At 62.3% G+C, this 19,601-nt stretch carries 13 protein-coding genes and 4 pseudogenes; 9 read left to right on the forward strand and 8 right to left on the reverse strand.

Going from position 1 to position 19,601, the window contains the following annotated elements; genetic code table 11:
- Window positions 1-51: 51 nt before the first annotated feature.
- The 6 genes and pseudogenes from F2S13_RS18175 to F2S13_RS18200 all read right to left on the reverse strand — a co-directional run bounded on the left by F2S13_RS18175 (window position 52) and on the right by F2S13_RS18200 (window position 8,227).
- Window positions 52-1,200: pseudogene (locus tag F2S13_RS18175) on the reverse strand (alpha-hydroxy acid oxidase).
- A gap of 18 nt (window positions 1,201-1,218) precedes the next feature.
- On the reverse strand, window positions 1,219-2,781 hold the full coding sequence (locus tag F2S13_RS18180) for an acetolactate synthase large subunit (RefSeq protein WP_218583983.1): 1,563 nt from the start codon (window positions 2,779-2,781) through the stop codon (window positions 1,219-1,221).
- Window positions 2,778-4,123, reverse strand: a pseudogene (locus tag F2S13_RS18185) (MFS transporter). The gene F2S13_RS18180 and the pseudogene F2S13_RS18185 overlap by 4 nt, the downstream one beginning before the upstream one ends.
- Window positions 4,124-4,209: 86 nt before the next feature.
- Complete coding sequence (locus F2S13_RS18190) at window positions 4,210-5,271, reverse strand: NAD(P)-dependent alcohol dehydrogenase (protein WP_166363279.1); 1,062 nt, start codon at window positions 5,269-5,271, stop codon at window positions 4,210-4,212.
- Window positions 5,272-5,326: 55 nt separating this feature from the next.
- Window positions 5,327-6,784 carry an acyl-CoA reductase gene (locus F2S13_RS18195; RefSeq protein ID WP_166363281.1) on the reverse strand — a complete coding sequence of 486 codons (1,458 nt, stop codon included), beginning with the start codon at window positions 6,782-6,784 and terminating at the stop codon, window positions 5,327-5,329.
- Between the two features lie 3 nt (window positions 6,785-6,787).
- A complete protein-coding gene (locus F2S13_RS18200) occupies window positions 6,788-8,227 on the reverse strand; it encodes a phenylacetate--CoA ligase family protein (protein ID WP_166363283.1) in 1,440 nt (479 codons plus the stop codon).
- Window positions 8,228-8,538: 311 nt separating this feature from the next.
- Here F2S13_RS18200 and F2S13_RS18205 point away from each other — a divergent pair, with 311 nt between their 5' ends.
- Window positions 8,539-9,690: an iron-containing alcohol dehydrogenase gene (locus F2S13_RS18205; protein WP_166363285.1), complete on the forward strand. Its 1,152-nt coding sequence runs from the start codon at window positions 8,539-8,541 to the stop codon at window positions 9,688-9,690.
- Entirely contained in the window at window positions 9,687-10,346 is a 660-nt protein-coding gene (locus F2S13_RS18210) for a TetR/AcrR family transcriptional regulator (RefSeq protein WP_166363287.1), read from the forward strand. The genes F2S13_RS18205 and F2S13_RS18210 overlap by 4 nt, the downstream gene beginning before the upstream one ends.
- A gap of 97 nt (window positions 10,347-10,443) precedes the next feature.
- Here the strand turns inward: F2S13_RS18210 and F2S13_RS18215 are convergent.
- Window positions 10,444-11,560, reverse strand: a pseudogene (locus F2S13_RS18215) (DUF1329 domain-containing protein).
- A gap of 26 nt (window positions 11,561-11,586) precedes the next feature.
- Window positions 11,587-13,009 (reverse strand): annotated as a pseudogene (locus F2S13_RS18220) (DUF1302 domain-containing protein).
- Between the two features lie 298 nt (window positions 13,010-13,307).
- Here F2S13_RS18220 and F2S13_RS18225 point away from each other — a divergent pair.
- The 7 genes from F2S13_RS18225 to F2S13_RS18255 all read left to right on the forward strand — a co-directional run bounded on the left by F2S13_RS18225 (window position 13,308) and on the right by F2S13_RS18255 (window position 19,599).
- On the forward strand, window positions 13,308-14,495 hold the full coding sequence (locus F2S13_RS18225) for a lipid-transfer protein (RefSeq protein ID WP_166363289.1): 1,188 nt from the start codon (window positions 13,308-13,310) through the stop codon (window positions 14,493-14,495).
- Between the two features lie 64 nt (window positions 14,496-14,559).
- Window positions 14,560-15,000 (forward strand): MaoC family dehydratase N-terminal domain-containing protein, encoded by a 441-nt coding sequence (locus tag F2S13_RS18230; RefSeq protein ID WP_166363291.1) that lies wholly within the window; start codon window positions 14,560-14,562, stop codon window positions 14,998-15,000.
- A 10-nt stretch (window positions 15,001-15,010) separates the two neighbouring features.
- Complete coding sequence (locus F2S13_RS18235) at window positions 15,011-15,430, forward strand: MaoC/PaaZ C-terminal domain-containing protein (RefSeq protein WP_166363293.1); 420 nt, start codon at window positions 15,011-15,013, stop codon at window positions 15,428-15,430.
- Between the two features lie 50 nt (window positions 15,431-15,480).
- The gene (locus F2S13_RS18240; RefSeq protein WP_166363295.1) at window positions 15,481-16,308 is read left to right on the forward strand and encodes an SDR family NAD(P)-dependent oxidoreductase; all 828 of its coding nucleotides are present in this window, start codon (window positions 15,481-15,483) and stop codon (window positions 16,306-16,308) included.
- Window positions 16,309-16,497: 189 nt separating this feature from the next.
- Entirely contained in the window at window positions 16,498-17,082 is a 585-nt protein-coding gene (locus F2S13_RS18245; protein WP_166363297.1) for a DUF2889 domain-containing protein, read from the forward strand.
- 30 nt (window positions 17,083-17,112) lie between these two features.
- Window positions 17,113-18,546 carry a DUF1254 domain-containing protein gene (locus F2S13_RS18250; protein ID WP_166363299.1) on the forward strand — a complete coding sequence of 478 codons (1,434 nt, stop codon included), beginning with the start codon at window positions 17,113-17,115 and terminating at the stop codon, window positions 18,544-18,546.
- 18 nt (window positions 18,547-18,564) lie between these two features.
- On the forward strand, window positions 18,565-19,599 hold the full coding sequence (locus F2S13_RS18255; RefSeq protein WP_218583984.1) for a DUF1254 domain-containing protein: 1,035 nt from the start codon (window positions 18,565-18,567) through the stop codon (window positions 19,597-19,599).
- The last annotated feature ends 2 nt before the right edge of the window (window positions 19,600-19,601 follow it).

Here is a 19,601-nt window from a genome sequence, read left to right on the forward strand (position 1 = left end):
CCCCAACCCCTAAAACGGGGGCGATACTGTTGCCGCCCCACTGCCGCCCGGTTAACCGAAGGTGCCGGGCAACAGGATACCGCTATCGACCTTCTGCACATCCGTGACGCCACAGAACGCCATGGTCAGGTCCAGTTCCTTGCGGATGATCTCCAGGCACTTGCTCACGCCCGACTCGCCCATTGCCCCCAGGCCATACAGGAAGGCACGGCCGAGGTAGACCCCCTTGGCACCGAGTGCCAGTGCCTTGATCACGTCCTGCCCGGAGCGGATGCCGCCGTCCATGTGCACTTCGACCTGCCCGCCGACTGCTTCGACGATGGCCGGCAAGGCCGCAATCGAGGACGGCGCGCCGTCGAGCTGGCGACCGCCATGGTTGGACACAATCACCGCATCGGCGCCGTGTTGTACGGCCAGCCGTGCATCCTCGGCATCGAGGATGCCCTTGATGATCAGCTTGCCGCCCCATTGTTGCTTGATCCATTCGATGTCGTCCCAGCACAGGGTCGGATCGAATTGTCGGGCGGCCCAGTGCGCCAGGCTGATGGTGTCATTGACACCGCTGGCATGCCCGAGAATGTTGCCCAGATTGCGCCGCGACGTGCCGAGCATGCCGCGGCACCAACGCGGCTTGGTCATCATGTCCAGGAGATTGGGCAGGGTGAGCCTGGGGGGCGCCGAAAGTCCGTTGCGGATGTCCTTGTGGCGTTGCCCGGGCACTTGCAGGTCGAGAGTCAGCACCAGCGCGGAACAGCCCGCCGCCTTGGCGCGTTCGATGAGCTGGCGAATGAAGCGGCGGTCGCGCATCACATAGAGTTGGAACCAGAACGGTGTGCGAGTGTGCGCGGCAATATCTTCGATCGAGCAGATGCTCATGGTCGACAAGGTAAAGGGCACGCCGAACTTCTCGGCGGCCCTGGCCGCATGAATCTCACCGTCGGCGTGCTGCATGCCAGTCAGCCCTGTGGGCGCCAGGGCAACCGGCATGGCGACTTCCTGGCCGGCCATGGTGGTCTTGAGCGTTCGGTTTTCCAGGTTGACCGCGACCCGCTGGCGAAACTTGATGTGTTCGAAGTCGTCGCTGTTGGCGCGATAGGTCGACTCGGTCTAGGAGCCGGAATCGGCATAGTCGTAGAACATGCGCGGTACGCGGCGCTTGGCGAGGACGCGCAAATCTTCGACGGAAGTAATGACAGGCATCGTTGATTCCCTTTCAGGTTATGACTGAATGACCAGTTCGATCAGGAAAGGGCCCGGAGTGCCATTGGCCATCGCGAACAGTTCGTTGAACTGGGCCATATCGTCGGCGCGGGCGGCGTTAACACCCATGCCGTTGGCGAGTTTCACCCAGTCCAGGTCCGGATTGCCGATATCGAGCATGTCCAGCGCGGTCTTGCCGGTGGTGGCGCCTACGCTGGCCAGTTCGTGTTGCAGGATGGCGTACTTGCGGTTGGCCAGGACCACCACGGTGACGTCGAGTTTCTCCCGGGCCATCGACCACAGTGCCTGCACCGTATACATGCCCGACCCGTCGGCCTGCAGGGCGATGACGCGTCGGTCGGGTGCCGCGATGGCAGCGCCGAGGGCCAATGGCAGGCCGTCGCCAATGGCACCGCCCGTGACCTGCAGCCAGTCGTGCGGCGCCGCGTTGACCGTACCGGGGTAAAAGGCCTGGCCGAAAGTGACGCTTTCGTCGACGACGATGGCGTTTTCCGGCAGCAGGGCGTTGAGGCTTTGCGCGACCGCCGCCGAGGTGATGGCGCCGCTGCCGGGCTCCAGGTTTACCGGCGTGCAGGCGGGCGCTGGGAGCTGCGGGGCACCCAGTTCATCAGCCAGGCGCGCCAAGGCGTCGGCCAGGTCCTCTTCGGGGCGGGCCAGCACATGGACGACAGCGTCTTCCGGGTACGGTCGCGGCGACTTGCCCGGATAGGCGAAGAAGGTCGCCGGCACCGGTGTACCGACCAGAATCACGTTGGTGATACCTGCCAGTCTGGCGCGCGCCATGTCGCCGAAGTAGGGCAGGCGTTCGACGGCAAAGCGCCCACGGCCACGGGAGACACGCGCATTGGCGGTGGTCGAGAGCAAGCGGGCGTCGGTGGCGGCAGCAATACGGTGGGTGCTGGCCAACGCATCCTGCTCCAGCGCACTGCCAGCGAGCAGCAGAAGAGTCGGTTGACCGCTGCGCAGCACTCGAGCCATCTGCACGACCGTACCGGGGGCCACCTTGGGCGTCGGGATCGGCGCCAGTGGCGCGGCCACCGCGCCGCCAGCGTCCCAACAGACATCCGACGGCAGGATCAGGCTGGCGATACCGCCCGGTGCGGTACAGGCGGCCTGTACTGCGGCAGCGGCAGCCGAGCCGACGGAGCTGGCCTGGGTAGCGGTGCGTGTCCATACCGAGACCGGACGGGCCCAACCTTCGGTATCGGCGGTCAGCGGGGCGTCGAACGGGCGGTGATAAGTGGCCTGGTCGCCAACGATATTGACCACCGGCGTGTTGGCACGCTTGGCGTTGTGCAGGTTGGCCAGGCCATTGGCCAGGCCCGGGCCGCAATGCAGCAGGGTTGCGGCCGGCTTGCCGGCAATGCGCGCATAGCCATCGGCGGCACCGGTTACCACGCCTTCGAACAGGCCCAGCACGCAGCGCATGCCGGGAACGCGGTCCAACGCCGCGACGAAGTGCATCTCACTGGTGCCGGGGTTGGCAAAGCAGGTGTCCACGCCGCAGTCGAGCAGGGTCTGTACCAGGCTTTCGGCGCCGTTGATCGAAGTCTTGTTCATGCTTGCTCCTTGGTTGGGTTCGAGTTGCGTCGTTCGTTGAGGCTGCGGGCAGGAATTCCGATCAGTAGTGCCAGGACACCCAGTACCAGGACGACGGCGATCATGTCGAAGGCCAGGTACAGGTTGCCGGTTGCGGCCTTGATCGCCCCCACCGTGGCCTGGCTGGCGACGCCGGCCAGGTTGCCAAGGCTGCTGATCACGGCAATCCCGCCAGCGGCACCGGCAGCGTTGAGAAAGGCCGGAGGAATCGTCCAGAACAGTGGCACGGCGGACAACGCTGCTGCCGCGCCCAGGGCCAGAAGCGCTATGGAAAGCATGGCATTGCCCTGGGCAAGGCCGAGCAGGGCGAAACTGCAGGCGCTCACCAGCATGGTCAGGCCCAGGTGCCAGCGCCGTTCCATATGCCGATCCGAACTGCGACCGAGCAGGTACATGCCCGCGATCGCCCCCAGGTAGGGCAGGCTGGTGACCATGCCGATGGGTTTCAGATCGTTCAGGCCAAAGTCGCGAATCAACGTGGGCATCCAGTAGGACACGGTGTTCGAGCCGCTGTAGATGCAGAAATACACGAGCCCTGCGATATATAGCCGAGGATCGCGCAACACCTGGGCAAAGCCGCCATGTGCCTTGCCCGGTTCGGCCACAAGTGCGGCAGCAAGCGCCTGCTTTTGCTCGGGGCTGAGCCAGGTGGCCTGGGCGGGTTTGTCGGTCAGCCAGAACCAGCCGAATAGACCGAGCCCGATGGCCGGGATGCCGGTAAGCACGAAGAGCATCTGCCAGTCGCGCAACCCCAGCCAGCCATGCAGGTTGGTCATGATCGCACCGGCCAGCGGGCCGCAAATGATCCCGGCGACCACCCCCGCCATCATGAATGCCGCCGTGATGCGACCCCGCAAGGGGCGGGAAACCAGTAGGTCATGTACAGGATCACGCCGGGGAAGAAGCCGGCTTCGGCCATCCCCAGCAGGAATCGCGCACCAATCAGCTGGTTCGGCGTGGTGACGAACGCCGTGGCCACCGTGACCAGGCCCCACAGCACCATGATGCGCGTGAGCGTGGCCCGGGCGCCGACGCGCTGCATGTACAGGTTGCTGGGTACTTCAAAGAGGATGTAGCCGAAATAGAAGATACCGGCGCCGATGCCATAGGCGGCATCGCTCAACAGGATGTCTTCGGCCATGCGCAGCTTGGCGAAGGAGATATTGATGCGGTCGATCGCGTTGATGATGAACGCGACCAGCAGGAAGGGCATCAAGCGCCAGATGATACGGCGATAGGTGCTGGCCAGAAGGGCGCCAGGGCGCACCTCGGCGAGCGGCAAGGTTTGCTCGAGTTGATTCATGTCGTTTCCTGCGCGGTTAACCGTTTATTTTTTTTGTCTGGTACGCGAGGGGGGCGCTGCGGTGGCGGGCACCGCAGCGCAACACTTCAGTCCAGCGTCACGTCACGCAGGGTGGTCATGTCGATCACGAAGCGGTACTTCACGTCGTTGGTCTGCAGGCGGTCGAAGGCGGTATTGATGTCCTGGATGTCGATCATTTCGCAGTTCGGCAGCACCTGATGTTCGGCGCAGAAGTCCAGCAGTTCCTGGGTAGGCTGGATGCCACCGATGATGGAACCGGCCAGGGTGCGGTTGTTGCGCATCAGCAGGCCACCGTGGATCGGCTCCAGCGGTTCGATCGCGCCGACCAGCACCATCACGCCTTCGCGACCCAGCAGCATCAGGTAGGGGTTGACGTTGTGGCGGCTGGGTATGGTGTCGAGGATGAAATCGAAGGCATTGGTCGCGGCCAGCATCGCCTGCTGATCGTTGGACAACAGCACATGACTGGCACCCAGCGCGCGGGCGTCGTCGGCCTTGCCCGGTGAAGTGGTCAGCACCGTTACCTCGGCACCGAGCGCGACGGCCAGTTTCACCGCCAGGTGACCGAGCCCGCCGAGACCGACAACGGCCACTTTCGAGCCTTTGCCCACGCCGTAACGGCGCATCGGGTTCCACACGGTAATACCGGCGCACAGCAAAGGCGCGGCGAAACGTGGATCAAGGTTTTCGGGCATGCGCAGGACGAACTGCTCACGCACCACGATATGGTCGGAGTAACCGCCGTAGGTGTTCTCGCCGGTAACCCGATCCTTGCCGTTGTAGGTGGTCGTCGGGCCATGGTTGCAGAGTTGCTCCTGGTGCTCTTCGCAGGGTGTGCAATGCTGGCAGCTGTCGACCAGGCAACCGACCGCGACCCGGTCGCCGATCTTGAAGCGGCTGACGTTGCTGCCGACCGCGGTGACGTGGCCGACGATCTCGTGGCCCGGTACGCAAGGGTAGACGGTGTTGTTCCAGTCGTTGTGCACCTGGTGGGCGTCCGAGTGGCAGACGCCGCAATAGGCGATATCGATGGCGACGTCATCGGCGCGCAGGGCACGACGCTCGAAACGAATCGGGGTGAGGGCGCCGTGTGCCTCGTGGGCGGCGAAACCTATGCAAGTAGACATGGGTGAATCCTTCTTTTTTAAAAAAAAGTACCCCGACAGGGCCGGGGTACGGTGTTCAGATCGACGGGCGCAGCCAGGGCGCCGGCGTCGTTTCGGGCGAGGCAATCTGGTTGGATATCCATTTACCCATTCGCCGCAGCGGCTCGATGGAGTCCTGCGGGGCGGCCCATTTCATCGCAGCTGCATAGCCCAGCGAGACGATGCGCTGGGCGCCATACAAGGGCAGGATGTCCTTGAGTTCATCCTTGATGCTTTCCGGGTAGATGCCGACGGTCTGGGTGTAGGAGTCCACCGCAGCCATCACCTCGCTCAGATCGTCCACCGGCACCAGGTTGGCGGTGCGGTCGTCGAGCAGGGTGGCGAAGGACACAGGCTCCGGTATCTGCGAGCAGATGATCGCGCCTTCGCCGTCCTTGCCGCCGATCACCTGGTACCACTCGTCATCCAGGCGCAGTGCATCGACTTCGGCCTTCAGATTCTGGTCGTAGCGCTTGGGCACGGTGCTGAGGGTGTTGGGCAGGGTCTGCATGGCGTCGTAGACATAGCGGCCCAGGGTGTTCAGCTGCGCCAGGCCGGCTTCGTCGGTGCCGCTTTGCACGTAGACCACCCGGGCACAGACGCAGCCCTTCTGGTTCAGGGCGCCGATGTCGCTGGCCAGGCGCAGGGCGGCTTCGCGCAGGGTTGCTTCGCTGGCAAAGGTATCCTTGCCGATAATGCTGGCGCTGCGCTTGGGGTCGAGGGAGATCAGTTCCAGGCCCGGCTGGATGTACTGGGTGACATGCTTCATCGAAGCGTAGCCGCCCCAGGCGACGATCTTCTCCAGGTTCTGTGGCTGGTAGAGGCGTTGTTCGAAGGCCTGGTCGCCGCCTTTCCAGTAGGCCACGCTGAGGTGTTTGGTCAGTGGATGCTCGGGCGCCATTTCGACCATGGTGCGGGCGATGGCCAGGGCGGTGAACGGGTCGTTGGACGGCGCCTTGATGATCGCGTCGCTGCGCAGGACCATGTTACGGATGATGGTCAGCAGGGACAGTGCGGTGGCGTTGCCGGCGACGATGTGCAGAGTGCGTGCGCCGAAGCAGCGGGTTTCCAGCTCGGTGCCATCGATCAGCTGCTGCTTGACCCAGCCTTCCAGGTACTTGACGCCCATCGTGCTTTCCACGGCTTCGGTGATGGCCTCGCGGCTGAGCATGTGGCGCAGGCCCATGTAGCTGCCCTTGACCATGGTCGGGGTGGTGGGCGCGGTCAGGTAGGACAGCTCGCAGGCTTCCTGCAGGAAGGGATTTTTCGCAAGGTCCAGGCGCTCGCCGAGGGCCTGGGCGTAGTCGAGGATGTCCTCGAAGCTGAGCGTGTACAGATCGGCCAGTTTGGCCGGGTTGCCCAGCGGCAGCTTGTCGATGTACTTGTGCGCATCGGGGGTGAGGAAGGCGAGGTCGCCACCACGGCCGCCCACTTCGATCAGGTTGTCGGTGATGACCTGGCCACGGATGATCATCGGTGCGATAGGTTTGCTCACGGCTCAGCCCTCGAAGGTGTTCAGGAAGTCCATCGCTTCGCGATGTGAGTTTTCGGTCGCGGCGCAGGTGATCTTGTCGTCGCCGCCGTTCTTTTCGCTGTAGCGCTGGATCGGGCCGACCACGTAGCGGCTCGGCCGGCCGCAGGCGCAGGGCTTGTCCCATTCGATAGTGATTTCATCGCCGGTGATAAAGCCGCCCCAACGCGCTTCGGCGCCCAGGTCGAAGAACGCTGCGCGTCCAGTGACCCGGCCGGCGCGTGGCAGTGGCTTGCTGGTGTCCGGGTCGAGCAGGTAGGCGATGACGGTGGGCGCCAGGTGGAAGTGACCTTGATCGCAGCGTGCGTGGGAGCCGCCGACCACTTCCGACATGGCGTAGGTTTCATGCAGCGTCCGCCCGCCGGTGAAGCGCAGCACGTCCTCGCGCCAGCCTTCGGGTTGCACGACGCCCTTGGCGCCGCCGGTGGTGGTGATGTAGGAATCGGGATGGAAGACGCCTTCCAGGCCCAGTTCCAGCCCGGACTTGGCCATGTTGTGCAGCAGGTTCCAGGTGGCGCCGATATACACCTGTTTGCCCTTGAGCTCACTGGCCATTTGTTCGAAAAAGCTCGCCAGGTGCTGCGCGGCGCCGGCCTGCTGCTGGTCGAACTGCTTCTTCCTGGCCAGCATCTCCGGGCTGATGTCCAGGCGGTCGAGGGTGCCTTTGGCATGTGCTGCACGAATTTTCGCGCCCAGGTGCAGCATGTCGGTGGAGAGCGTCGACGGGTAGGCGGGATGGAAATGGGACTCGTCCGGCAGCAGGACCTTGATCAGGGATTCATTGGCGCGCACATGGCTCAGGTAGCCCTTGCGGTAGTAGGGGTAGGCGGTGTGCAACTCGGGCTGTGGGGTGTCCGGGCCGTTCATGTTCCAGGCGTACAGGCGGCGGATCTCGAAGGCCTTTTCAAATTCGCGCGCACCGTGGGGCAGGAACGACAGGGTGCCGGAGGTGCCCGAGGTATGGCTGATGCGCAGCGCCGGCACAGCCTTGTCCATGGTCTCGAACCAGTCGTCCAGGCCCTGGCAGGCGCTGACGTCGGCCGCGAGGATGGCTTCGCCGACCTGCGGAGTCACCAGCTTGGCCAGCCACTTGTTGATCTGGGCGAAGCTGCGTTTTTCCAGCAAGGAAGGCGGATAGGATTTGTAGACGGTGTGCTCGAACAGCAGCGGCACGGCGTCTTCCAGGTGTTCGATGCGCTCGACACCTTCGGCGTCGGCCAGCTTCTTGAGCACCGGTATGCGTTCGCGCAGCTCGGCGAAGCGTTGCTGCAGGCCGCACAATTGCATGGCGTCCAGATCGGCACGAGGCAGCTGGTTCCAGGCCTGTAGGGAATGGTTGACCAACGCCGTCGGGTCGGTCAGCAGGAGCTTGGTTTTTTGTTCTATTGACTGTTGCGCAATGGGCATCGTCTGGCTCGCTACTCGAATGAAGAAAACCGGCGTCTGTTGAGCGCCAGGGGATTTCGAGGCTTGAGTATGGGCAGACACACGTGGGTTTTGTTCCGGATTCAGGTGTTTGTCATTTCCTCTTATCTAATTGATAAATAACGAATAATTTGAGTGGTTCAGCCACAGACCGAGGGCCATTCTGATTTTGTGCCGGCAGCCTTGGGCGAACCACCAACAAAACTCCTGGCCCCCCTCCGAACGAGTGGAGCCCGGCACCGCCATCGCCTTTAACGTGAGAGGTTTCCAAATGGCTTACTTGTGAGGTTCTCATGTTGAAAATGGCCTTCCAGACCACTCGGTCGATGATCATTGAACCGGGCGCCTCGACTCGCCTTGCTACCCATGCACGCGAGATGGGTTGCTCATCGGTGCTGTTGGTGACCGATGCCGGCGTCATCGCCGCTCGCCTGCTGGATGCGGTGCTCGACGGCTTCGAGCGCGAAGCCATGGCCGTTACCGTGTTTTCCCAGGTGCAGGCCGACCCGCCGGAAGCGGTGATTCTGGCTGCCGTGGATGCCGCCAGGGCCTGTGGTGCCGATTGCGTGGTGGGGCTGGGCGGCGGCAGTTCGCTGGATGCCGCCAAGCTGGCGGCGCTGCTGGCTTGCAGCAATGAATCGCTGGCCCAGGTGTATGGCATCAACCAGGCCCGTGGTCCGCGCTTGCCGTTGATCCTGGTGCCGACCACGGCGGGTACGGGTTCGGAGGTCACGGCAGTTTCAGTGGTGACCACCGGGGAAGGGGAGAAGAATGTCGTCATTTCTCCGCTGTTGCTGCCCGACCTGGCGGTGCTGGACGCTGAGCTGACCCTGGGCTTGCCGGCCCATGTCACCGCAGCGACCGGGATCGATGCCATGGTCCATGCCATCGAGGCTTACACCACAAAACACCTGAAAAACCCGATTTCCGATTGCCTGGCCCGCGAGGCTCTGCGGCTGTTGTCCGGCAGCCTGTTCCGGGCCTGCAACGACGGCACCGACCTGGCCGCAAGGGAAAACATGCTGCTCGGTGCAAGCCTGGCCGGCATGGCCTTCGCCAACGCGCCGGTGGCGGCCGTGCATGCCCTGGCTTACCCTGTCGGTGCGCGTTTCCACGTGCCGCACGGCGTCTCCAATGCGCTGGTGCTGGGGCCCGTGATGCGTTTCAACTTCGAGGCGGTGTCGCACCTGTATGCGCAATTGGCGCCCATCGTCCTGCCTGGCATTTTCGGTAGTGAAATGCTCAAGGCAAACGCATTGGTCGATTACCTGGGTTCCCTCGCCGGCGAACTCAAACTGCCAACCCGCCTGCGCGATGTGGGCATCGCCGAGTCCGACATCGAGGCGCTGGCCATCGACGCGATGAAGCAGACGCGCCTGTTGGGCAACAATCCACGGGAAGTACGCCTTGAAGATGTGCGTGCGATCTACCGGGAGATTTTATGACCGATAAAAACAGCGGGGATGACGGCTTTCTTCAGGTCGAAGTGCCCGCGCAACCGCGCAAGGAGCCGCGCCAGGCGCGCTCCATTGCGCTGGTGAGCGCCTTGAAGCAGACCGGACGGCAGATTCTGGAAAGAGAAGGGCGCGATGCCCTGAGTGCCGTGCGCCTGGCAGAAGACGCCGGGGTGTCCATCAGTTCCATCTATGAATACTTCCCGACCATGGAGGCACTGATAGCGGCGATCTTCGAGGACTATCGGATCGAGGTCCGCACCGAGCTGTTTGCCGGCATTACCGCGCTGCCGGCCAGTGCCACGCTGTTTGATGGGATCTTGCTGACCTTGCGGGTCGGCCTGGCCGTTCACTACAAGAAAACCCTGTTCGATCCGGTGTTCAGTGTACGGTCCACGCACTATGACGAGTTGGTGCGGCTCGATCTGGTCAAGGCCAGGCAAATCTGGGACAGCACGGCGACGCTGATGAAGCGCTTTGCCAGCGAGATCTGCGTCAAGGATCGGGAAAAAGCCGAGTTCATGGTCTACCAGACACTGCTGTCGCTGCCCCGGACGATGTTGCTGGAAAGGCCGGGCTACCTCACCGATGAAGACACGCCTTTGATGATGGCGCGCATGCTGCACGCACTGCTGACCACCCGGTAAATTCGGACGTTCCTCGTTCCCACGCAGAGCGTGGGAACGAGGAAATGCCGGAAACAAAAACGCCCCGCAAGCGGGGCGTCGTTGTTACAGCCTGAGGTCAGCGTACGCCGGCGTTGCGCAGTGCAGAGGCCGTGAAGTCCGCCAATTTGTACGTAGCACCATACACAGGCCCCTGTCCCGACTCGTTGATCATGCCAAACGCCACGTAGCGGCCCGCGACCAGGTCGGCGATGCTTTGGGCGGCATAGTTGGCAATGCCATTTTCGTAATCGGTGACCAGGTAACCTTCGGCGACGCGCCACAATTGCCCGCGACCGTCATAGTGATCGACTTCCAGCAGATTCCAGGTGTCCTCGTCGAAATACATGTCGCGCTTGGCGTAGATGTGCCGCTGGCCCGGCTTGAGCGTGGCCTCGACATGCCAGACGCGGTGCAGCTCATAGCGCGACAGGTCCTGGTTGATATGCCCGGGCTTGAGAATGTCGGCGTATTTCACGTTGGGCGATTGCAGCTTGTAGTTGTTGTAAGGAACGTAGATCTCCTTTTTGCCGAGCAGTTTCCAGTCATAGCGATCCGGTGCGCCGTTGAACATGTCGGCGTTGTCGGATGTGCGCATGCCGTCGGACGCGGAGCCCGGGCCATCGTAGGCCAGTGGCGGTGCCCGCCGCACGCGACGTTGGCCGGCGTTGTAGACCCAGGCCGACGCGGGTCCTTGACCTGGTCGATGGTTTCGTGAACCAGCGAAACGGTACCGGCGAGGCGCGTGGGCCCGGTGATGGTGTTTTTGTAGTAATACAGGACGTTCGCCGCCGCGGCCGGGTCAACGCCCTGCATTTTTTCCGGGGAGCCCAGTTCCTCTGCAATCTGGACAATGATGTATGAACCGAATCTTGTAGCTGTCCGGATAACGCTTGAACAACGCCATCTGCCCGGGCGTGAGCTTGTCCTTGTACTGCTCGGCGTTGGCAGGAGTAATTACGAACAGAGGCTTCTCGTTCTCGTACGGATTGCCGAGAAAGCCTTTGGTCACGGGCGCAGCACCGGGTTTCAGGCCGCCTGTCCAGGCCGGGATACTGCCGTCGGCATTGCGCGCCCATCGGTGTCAGGGTCGTGCCCAGTTGGGCGGCTTCCTGTGGGGAAACGGCCGCCATCACACTGGTGGTCAACAGGGTGAGCGCCAGGGCGCCGATTTGCATCATGGATGTGGTTTTCATGCTGTAGTTCCTCCGTCTGACGCCTGTTAGAAGTTCACGCCGAAGCTGAGCGAAATGAAGTCGCGGTCAGTCTGGGTATTGAATTCACCGCCAAAGAAGTTGGTGTAATTCAGGCTTGCGGTGTAGGTACTCTGAAAGTCCGCATCCAGGCCGAGACTGACAGCCTTGGCGCCTTCCTCGAAGGTCGGGCTGCGGCCACTGACGTCATGGGACCAGGCCATGTTCGGGGTCAGGTTGACGCCGGCGATGGCGTTCGGGTAATTCAGGCTGGCGCGGGCACGGTAGCCCCAGGAACCCGGGGTGTAGAAGCCCTTGTCGTTGCATTCCTGTTGCGGGTTGCTCGGCCGGGTCGTGCCTGCAGGCGCACCGGGAACCTGGGTCGGACTGCCGGCACAAGTGGCCGCTCCGGCCGCCCCGGGCAATATGCCGGCGCCGAAGGTGGTGCTGCGACCGAAGCGCAGGTCGGTGCCGTCGGTTGCACCCAGGCCGTCGATGTGGGTGTAGCCCACTTCGCCAACCAGGGTCAGGCGCTCGCCCCCCAGGACCTGGTTGAAGAACTTGGTGGCAGTCAACTGCGCCTGGGTCACCGGCATGCGCTTGTAGCCAGGCAGATAGGTGCCCGGTGACTTGATGGCTTCACCGGTGGTGAACACGGGCGTCAGTGGCGACAGGCCGGTTGCTGCGTAGTTGAGATCCGCACCGTTGAGACTCAACGGCATGTTGGGGCGATGGCTGACTTCACCGCCCACCGAAATACCTTCGATGTTAGTGGCGAAACTCAGTCCATAAAGGTGGATGTCTTCGGGATACTCGACGAAGTAACGGGTGGCGCGAACCTGCTGGGCCAGCCCCGGCACGGTCGAGGTGTTCTGCAGGAAACTTACCGAAGGGCTGCGGCTGTGGTAGTTCATGGCATAGGCGCCGAACTCGGTGTCGTTCAGCTCCGGCACGTTCCAGCGCAAGGCCAGGCCATACTGGCCACCATCGCGGGCGTCCTTGTCTTCGGCGCGCGGCAGAAAGACGTCGTCCTGCACCCCGGCATTGATCTGGGCAATAGTGGCCGTGTTCTTGGCAACCCCTGGCGCCAGGTCCAGACCGGCAAGGACGTTGCGATCATGCCACGTCGACCGGGTTGATCGCGTTGATGCCGTTGCTGATAAAGGTACTTTCACCCCAGCTCACCACCTGCTTGCCCAGGCGCACGTTGCCCGCCAGATCGTCGAGGGTGTAGTTGTGGTAGACGAAACTGTCGAGGAACATCGCTCCCGAAGACTTGGCAGCGCGCCCACCGAGTTGAAGTTGGAGATGAATTTCGAATCCGGATCGGCTGCTGCCCAACTGGCGCCCACCGATATTGAAATCGATGGCCTGGGCCTGGGCGCTGACAGCCAGGGCGACGGCCATTGCCAGCAACTGCGGCGTGAAAGCGTCGAACGTTCGTATAGTCATGTGCTGCTCCAACTACTTCCGGATGTTTTTGTTTTTGTTTTTTTCGAGCTGGAATCAACGCTAATCGCTGCAGGGGGGGGACCGTCCCCCTCGGGGTGAGGGGGGTGTGCAGATCGAATGCACAAGGCTTTGCGAAATCCTGTTGCGCAGTGCTCTGTGCGGAACGCCAGAGTGAATCCCCCTCGACTGGAGGGGGCAACCAATCCGCCTGTTTAGGTAACCATCGTCCCAAGGGTTGCTGTGATCGCCGCCTACCCATGCAGCGAGCGGAGCCTTTCAATTGACCTTGGAGAAAATGATGTCGCAGAAAACCTACGTAGCCGGCGTCGGCATGATTCAGTTCACCAAGCCGGGTGCCAGCCTCAGCTACATCGAGATGGGCGCGCAGGCTATTCGCCTGGCGCTCAAGGATGCCGGTGTCGACTACAACCTGGTGCAGCAGGCGTATGCCGGCTACGTGTACGGCGACTCCACCAGCGGCCAGTCGGCCCTGTACGAAGTCGGCCTGAGCGGCATTCCGTGCATCAACGTCAACAACAACTGCGGCAGCGGCTCCACCGCCCTGTACCTGGCTCGCCAGGCCGTGGAAAGCGGTGCAGTCGATTGCGCCCTGGCCTTCGGTTTCGAACAGATGCAGCCGGGCGCGCTGAAGGATCATTGGACCGACCGTCCGACCACCTACGGCAAAGGCATGGAAGTGTCTGCGCGCATTTTCCCGGAAGGCGACGCCATGCCCAACGCCCTGCGCCTGTTTGGTGGCGCCGGCAAGGAGCACATGGAGAAGTACGGCACCAAGATGGAGACCTTCGCGGCGATTCGTGCCAAGGCCAGCCGTCACGCTGCCAACAACCCGCTGGCCGTATTCAAGAAAGTCATCACCACTGAAGACGTGATGGCAGATCCTGTGATCTTCCCGGGCGTGATGACCCGCCTGATGGCCTGCCCGCCGACCTGTGGCGGCGCTGCGGCGATCATCGTCTCCGAGCGTTTCGCCAAGAAACATGGCCTGCGCACCGACGTGACCATCCTGGCCCAGTCGCTGGTCACCGACCAACCGGACGCCTTCGAACCACCGTCGATGATCAGCATCGTCGGCGTGGGCATGACCCAGCGCGCCTCCCAGGAAGTCTACGAAAAAGCCGGCGTCGGTCCGGAAGATATCCGCGTTTGCGAAATGCACGACTGCTTCGCCCAGAACGAACTGCTGACCTATGAAGGCCTGGGTTTCTGCCCGGTGGGCGGCGCCGAAAAATTCGTCCTCGACGGCGACAACACCTACGGCGGCCAGGTAGTGGTCAACCCGTCGGGCGGCCTGCTGTCCAAGGGCCACCCGCTGGGCGCTACGGGTCTGGCCCAGTGCTACGAGCTGACTCACCAGCTGCGCGGCACCGCCGGCGCCCGTCAGGTCGAAGACCTGCAGCACGCCCTGCAGCACAACCTGGGCCTGGGCGGCGCGGGCATCGTGACGCTGTTCGGTCGCGGCTGATCTGCTGTACGCGCGCTCGTTTCGGGCGCGCGTTTTCCCTATCACCTGACAGGAACCCAGTGCAATGGCAGACAAAAGTCTGATCGGCCGTTCGCTCGGCGTGACCACCGCCGAGGTGGAGAAAGGGCGCCTGCGCTTCTTCGCCAAATCCATCGGCGAAACCGATCCTATCTACACGGATGAAACAGCGGCACGGGCGGCGGGTTACAAATCCCTGCCGATGCCGCCGACTTTCCTGTTTTGCCTCGAACGTGAAGGCCGGGATACCGACCACATCATCGAAGGCATCATGGGCTTCGATCTCGGCCGCATCCTGCATGCCGAGCAAGGTTTCACCTATCACAAGATGGCGTTTGCCGGCGATGTGCTGACATTCGATTGCCGTGTTGTCGATGTGTACGAAAAGAAAAATGGCGCGTTGCTGTTCGTGGTCAGCGAGACCCGCGTGACCAACCAGGATGGCGAGCATATCGCCGATGTTCGCTCCTCGACCGTACAGCGCTGAGGAACAGATGATGACTATCCCTCGATTCAGCGAACTGCAGCTCGGCTTCGAGCTGCCGTCCCTGCAGCTGCCAGCGATCAATCGCACCACCCTGGCGCTGTATGCCGGTGCCTCCGGCGATCACAACCAGGTGCATATCGACCTCGATTTCGCCCGTAAATCGCGGCAGCCCGATGTGTTCGCCCACGGCATGTTGTCGGCCGCCTACCTGGGCCGCCTGCTGACCAACTGGGTGCCGCAAGAACAGATTCGTGCCTTGTCGGTGCGCTTTGTCGGGATCACCCATCTGGGCCATATCCCGCATCTGAGCGGGCGTGTCGTCGAGAAATTCGAAGCCGATGGCGAGCAGCGCGTGCGTGTTCAGCTTCAGTGCAGCAACCAGTACGGCGAGTCCCGTCTGGTGGGTGACGCCGTGGTCGCCCTGGCTTGATTGATCAACTCTCGGTTTTCAACAACAAGAATATTGGCAGGAACAGATAAATGAAAAAGCTTGAAGGTAAAGTCGCCCTGGTCACCGGCTCCGGCCGTGGCATTGGCCGCAGTGTTGCACTGAAACTGGCCAGCGAAGGCGCCCGCATCGTGGTCAACGACCTGGATGCGGCACCGGCCGAAGAAGTGGTTGCCGAAATCCGTGCCGCCGGCGGTGAAGCCGTGGCCTGTGTCGGCAGCGTGACCGCCGTCGACTTCGCCGACCGCCTCGTCAAGACCGCGATGGACAGCTACGGCACCATCGACATCATCGTCAACAACGCCGGTTACACCTGGGACAGCGTGATCCAGAAGATGACCGACGAACAGTGGTACGCCATCATCGACTGCCACATCACCGCGCCGTTCCGCATCCTGCGCGCCGCCCAGCCGATCATCAGCGCGGCCGCCAAGCAGGAAGCGGCCGAAGGCCGTGTGGTCAATCGCAAGATCGTCAACATTTCTTCGGTATCGGCCAGTGGCAACGCCGGCCAGGTCAACTACTCCACGGCCAAGGCCGGCGTGCTGGGCATGACCAAGGCCCTGTCCAAGGAGTGGGGACGTTACAAGGTCAACGTCAACGCCGTGGCTTTCGGCCACATCGAAACCCGCCAGACCCTGCCGGTAGAGGGTGACCCGAAGTTCATCAATATCGAAGGTCGGGAAATCAAGGTCGGCATCAGCCAGGCCACCGTCGAAGCTTCGAAAACCATGATCCCGCTGGGCCGGCCGGGCAACCCGGATGAAGCAGCCAATGCCGTTTACCTGTTCTGCATTCCGGAATCGGACTATCTGTCCGGCCAGGTCCTGGTCTGCGGTGGGGGCCTGGGTACGGTCTGACGAACCCCGGGCCCTGTGTAGGAGCGGGCTCGCCGGATCGCCGGACCGCCGCGATGGAAGGCGACAGCCTTCCCCTGCGATATCAGACGTTATGCAGCACGGGGCCGCTTCGCAGCCCATCGCGGGCAAGCCCGCTCCTACCGGGTCGGCGTTGACCGATAGATCAAGTAACAGGTGCGAGACAGTTCGATGAACGACGACATATCAACCACGCCCACGCGCCGTCTGCTGCATACCCGCAATGTCACCTGCACGGGGTATTTGCGCAGCGACGGCCTGTTCGATATCGAAGGGCGCCTGCTCGACACCAAGGGCTGCGAGACCGATATGCCGTTCGGCACCATCGCCGCCGGTGGCGCCTTGCACCAGATGGTCATGCTGATGACCGTGGATGCCAACCTGGTTATCCAGCACGTCGAAGCGCGTTCGGAGGTAACGCCGGCGCCCTTTTGCAAGCAGATCAGCCACGTCTATGGGGCGCTCAAAGGCTTGAAAATCGGCGCCGGTTTCAAGAAACAGGTGGCCGAACGGGTCGGCGGGGAGCAGGGCTGCACCCATCTCACCGAGCTGCTCGGCCCCATGGCCACCACCCTGATCCAGACCACCGCGCCGCTGTTGCGCGAGCAGATGCGCTTGCGTGAAACACAAGAACCCGGATTCAAACGGCCGAAACATTGGGTCATCGGCACCTGCCATACCTATCGAACCGATGGCGAAGCGGTGCGCATGCTCTGGCCAGACCACCATATCCCACGTACGGCTGAAAGGGACTGATCAGCGCAATATCAATGGAGAACAATAATAATGAAGAACAGGATTGTGCAACTTGCCCAGACGACCCTGCTCGCCGCGATGGCCTGCAGTGCGTTGCTGTCAGCGCCCGCCGGGGCGGCGCAACTGACGCCGGATGAGGCGAGGTCGATTGCCCGGGACGCTTACATCTATGGCTTCCCGCTGGTCGACAATTACCGCATCCAGCATGCCTATTTCGAAGACCGCAGCCATCCGGAATACAAGGCCCCGTGGAATCAACTGCACAGCGATGCGCGGGTCTACACCCCGGACGACAAGGCGATCCAGACGCCCAATTCGGACACGCCGTACTCGCAACTGGGCGCCGACTTGCGCAGCGAACCGCTGGTGTTGAGCATGCCGGCGGTAGAGGCGGGGCGTTACTACACGGCGCAGTTCATCGACGCCTACACCCATAACTTTGCCTATGCCGGCAGCCGCACCACCGGCAATGAAGCCGGTAATTTCCTCCTGGTCGGGCCGGGCTGGAAGGGGGAAACCCCGGCGGGTATCAAGCAGGTCTTCCGTTCCGAGACCGATTTCGTCTACGTGTTCTATCGCACCCAGCTGTTCAATCCGGCCGATATCGACAACGTCAGAAAAGTCCAGGCCGGCTTCAAGGTGCAACCCCTGTCCGCCTGGCTCGGGAAGCCGGCGCCGGTCGCTGCGCCCAGGATCGATTTCCCCGAACCGCTCAGTGTGGAGCAGGAGCGCAATTCCCTGCAGTTCTTCAACATCCTGAACTTCGTATTGAGCTATTGCCCGACTCATCCCTCCGAGCAGGCGTTGATGGAACGCTTTGCCAGACTCGACATTGGTGCGGGGCAACGGTTCGATGCACAAACACTGTCGCCCGAATTGCGCAAGGCCGTTGAACAAGGCATGGCCGATGCCTGGCAGGCCAACAGGGAACTGGACAAGCTGGCCGCCAGCGGTGCGCTGACCAGTGGCGACCTGTTGGGCAGCCGTGAATACCTGAAGAACAACTACCTGTATCGGATGCGTGCGGCGGACTCCGGCATTTATGGCAACTCCAGGGAAGAGGCCATTTACCCCTCTTACATGGTGGACGCCGATGGCCAGAGACTCGATGGCGGCAATCGCTATGTACTGCGTTTCGCGCCGGGTCAGTTGCCACCGGTCAATGCGTTCTGGTCGCTGACCCTGTACGAGTTGCCTTCGCGGCTGTTGGTGGCGAACCCGCTCAAGCGTTACCTGATCAATGCGCCGATGCTGCCTGATCTGAAGCGTGACGCCGATGGTGGCCTCACCTTGTACATCCAGCACGACTCACCGGGCAAGGACAAGGAAACCAACTGGCTGCCAGCCCCCAAAGGTTCATTCCTGTTGGCCATGCGCCTGTTCTGGCCCAAGCCTGAAGCGCTCGATGGTGCCTGGAAAAAGCCGCCACTGCTCCGTGAACAACAGGTTCTGGCAAGTCACTGACACTAAGAGGGAATGTTCATGATCAAGTCACGCGTTGTTCTGGGCACCATGACCCTGGCCTTGATGGCCCCGACCTTGCTGCACGCGCAAGCAGCGCAAGAGAGCAGTGCCGTCACTGCCGACAATTTCGTCCGTGCCGAATCGGCCAGGTTCTTCGGCAACGTCATCAAACGCGGCGGTTTCGGCCAGTTTTCCCACTGGCGCGAGTTGTTGCCGATCGACAAGCAAGCGGTGGTGCGACCCAACCGCGACACCCTGTATTCCTCGGCCGTGTTCGATCTCGACGCGGGCCCTGTGACCGTGACCCTGCCCGATGCCGGTGACCGCTACTTCTCGATGATTGCCATCAACGAAAACGAATACACACCAGGGGTTGTGTACAAGGCCGGCAGCTACACCTTCAGCAAGAAAACGATCGGCACGCGCTATGTGTTGCTGGGACTGCGCACCCTGGTCGACCCGGCGAATCCGGAAGACGTGAAGGCGGCCCATGCCCTGCAGGATGCGGTCAAGGTCAGTCAAGCGGGCGGTCCGGGGCGCTTCGAGATGACCGCCTGGGACCCGACCAGCCTGAACAAGGTGCGTGAAACCCTCCTTGCACTTGCTTCGAGCGTGCCGGATTCCAAGGGCATGTTTGGCACTGCGAAACAGGTCGATCCGGTCCGGCATTTGCTCGGCAGCGCTTCGGCCTGGGGCGGCAATCCGGAAAAGGATGCGTTCTATCTCAACGTCACGCCACAGCGAAATGACGGTAGTACGGTGCACCAGCTCAAGGTCAAGGACGTGCCGGTGGATGCCTTCTGGTCCGTGAGCGTCTACAACGCCGCCGGTTACTACGAAAAAAACCCCTATGACGCCTACACCCTCAACAACCTCACGGCGAGGCGCGAGGGCGACGGCTCGGTGACGGTTCAGTTCGGTGGTTGCGATGGCAAGACCGCCAACTGCCTGCCGACCATGCCGGGCTGGAACTACATGATCAGATTGTACAAGCCCCGGGCCCAGATCCTCGATGGAAGCTGGACATTCCCCGAGGCACGCCCGCTCGGTTGATT

Origin of the sequence: Pseudomonas akapageensis, from assembly GCF_011355085.1 — a bacterium.
Taxonomy (GTDB): Bacteria; Pseudomonadota; Gammaproteobacteria; order Pseudomonadales; family Pseudomonadaceae; genus Aquipseudomonas; species Aquipseudomonas akapageensis.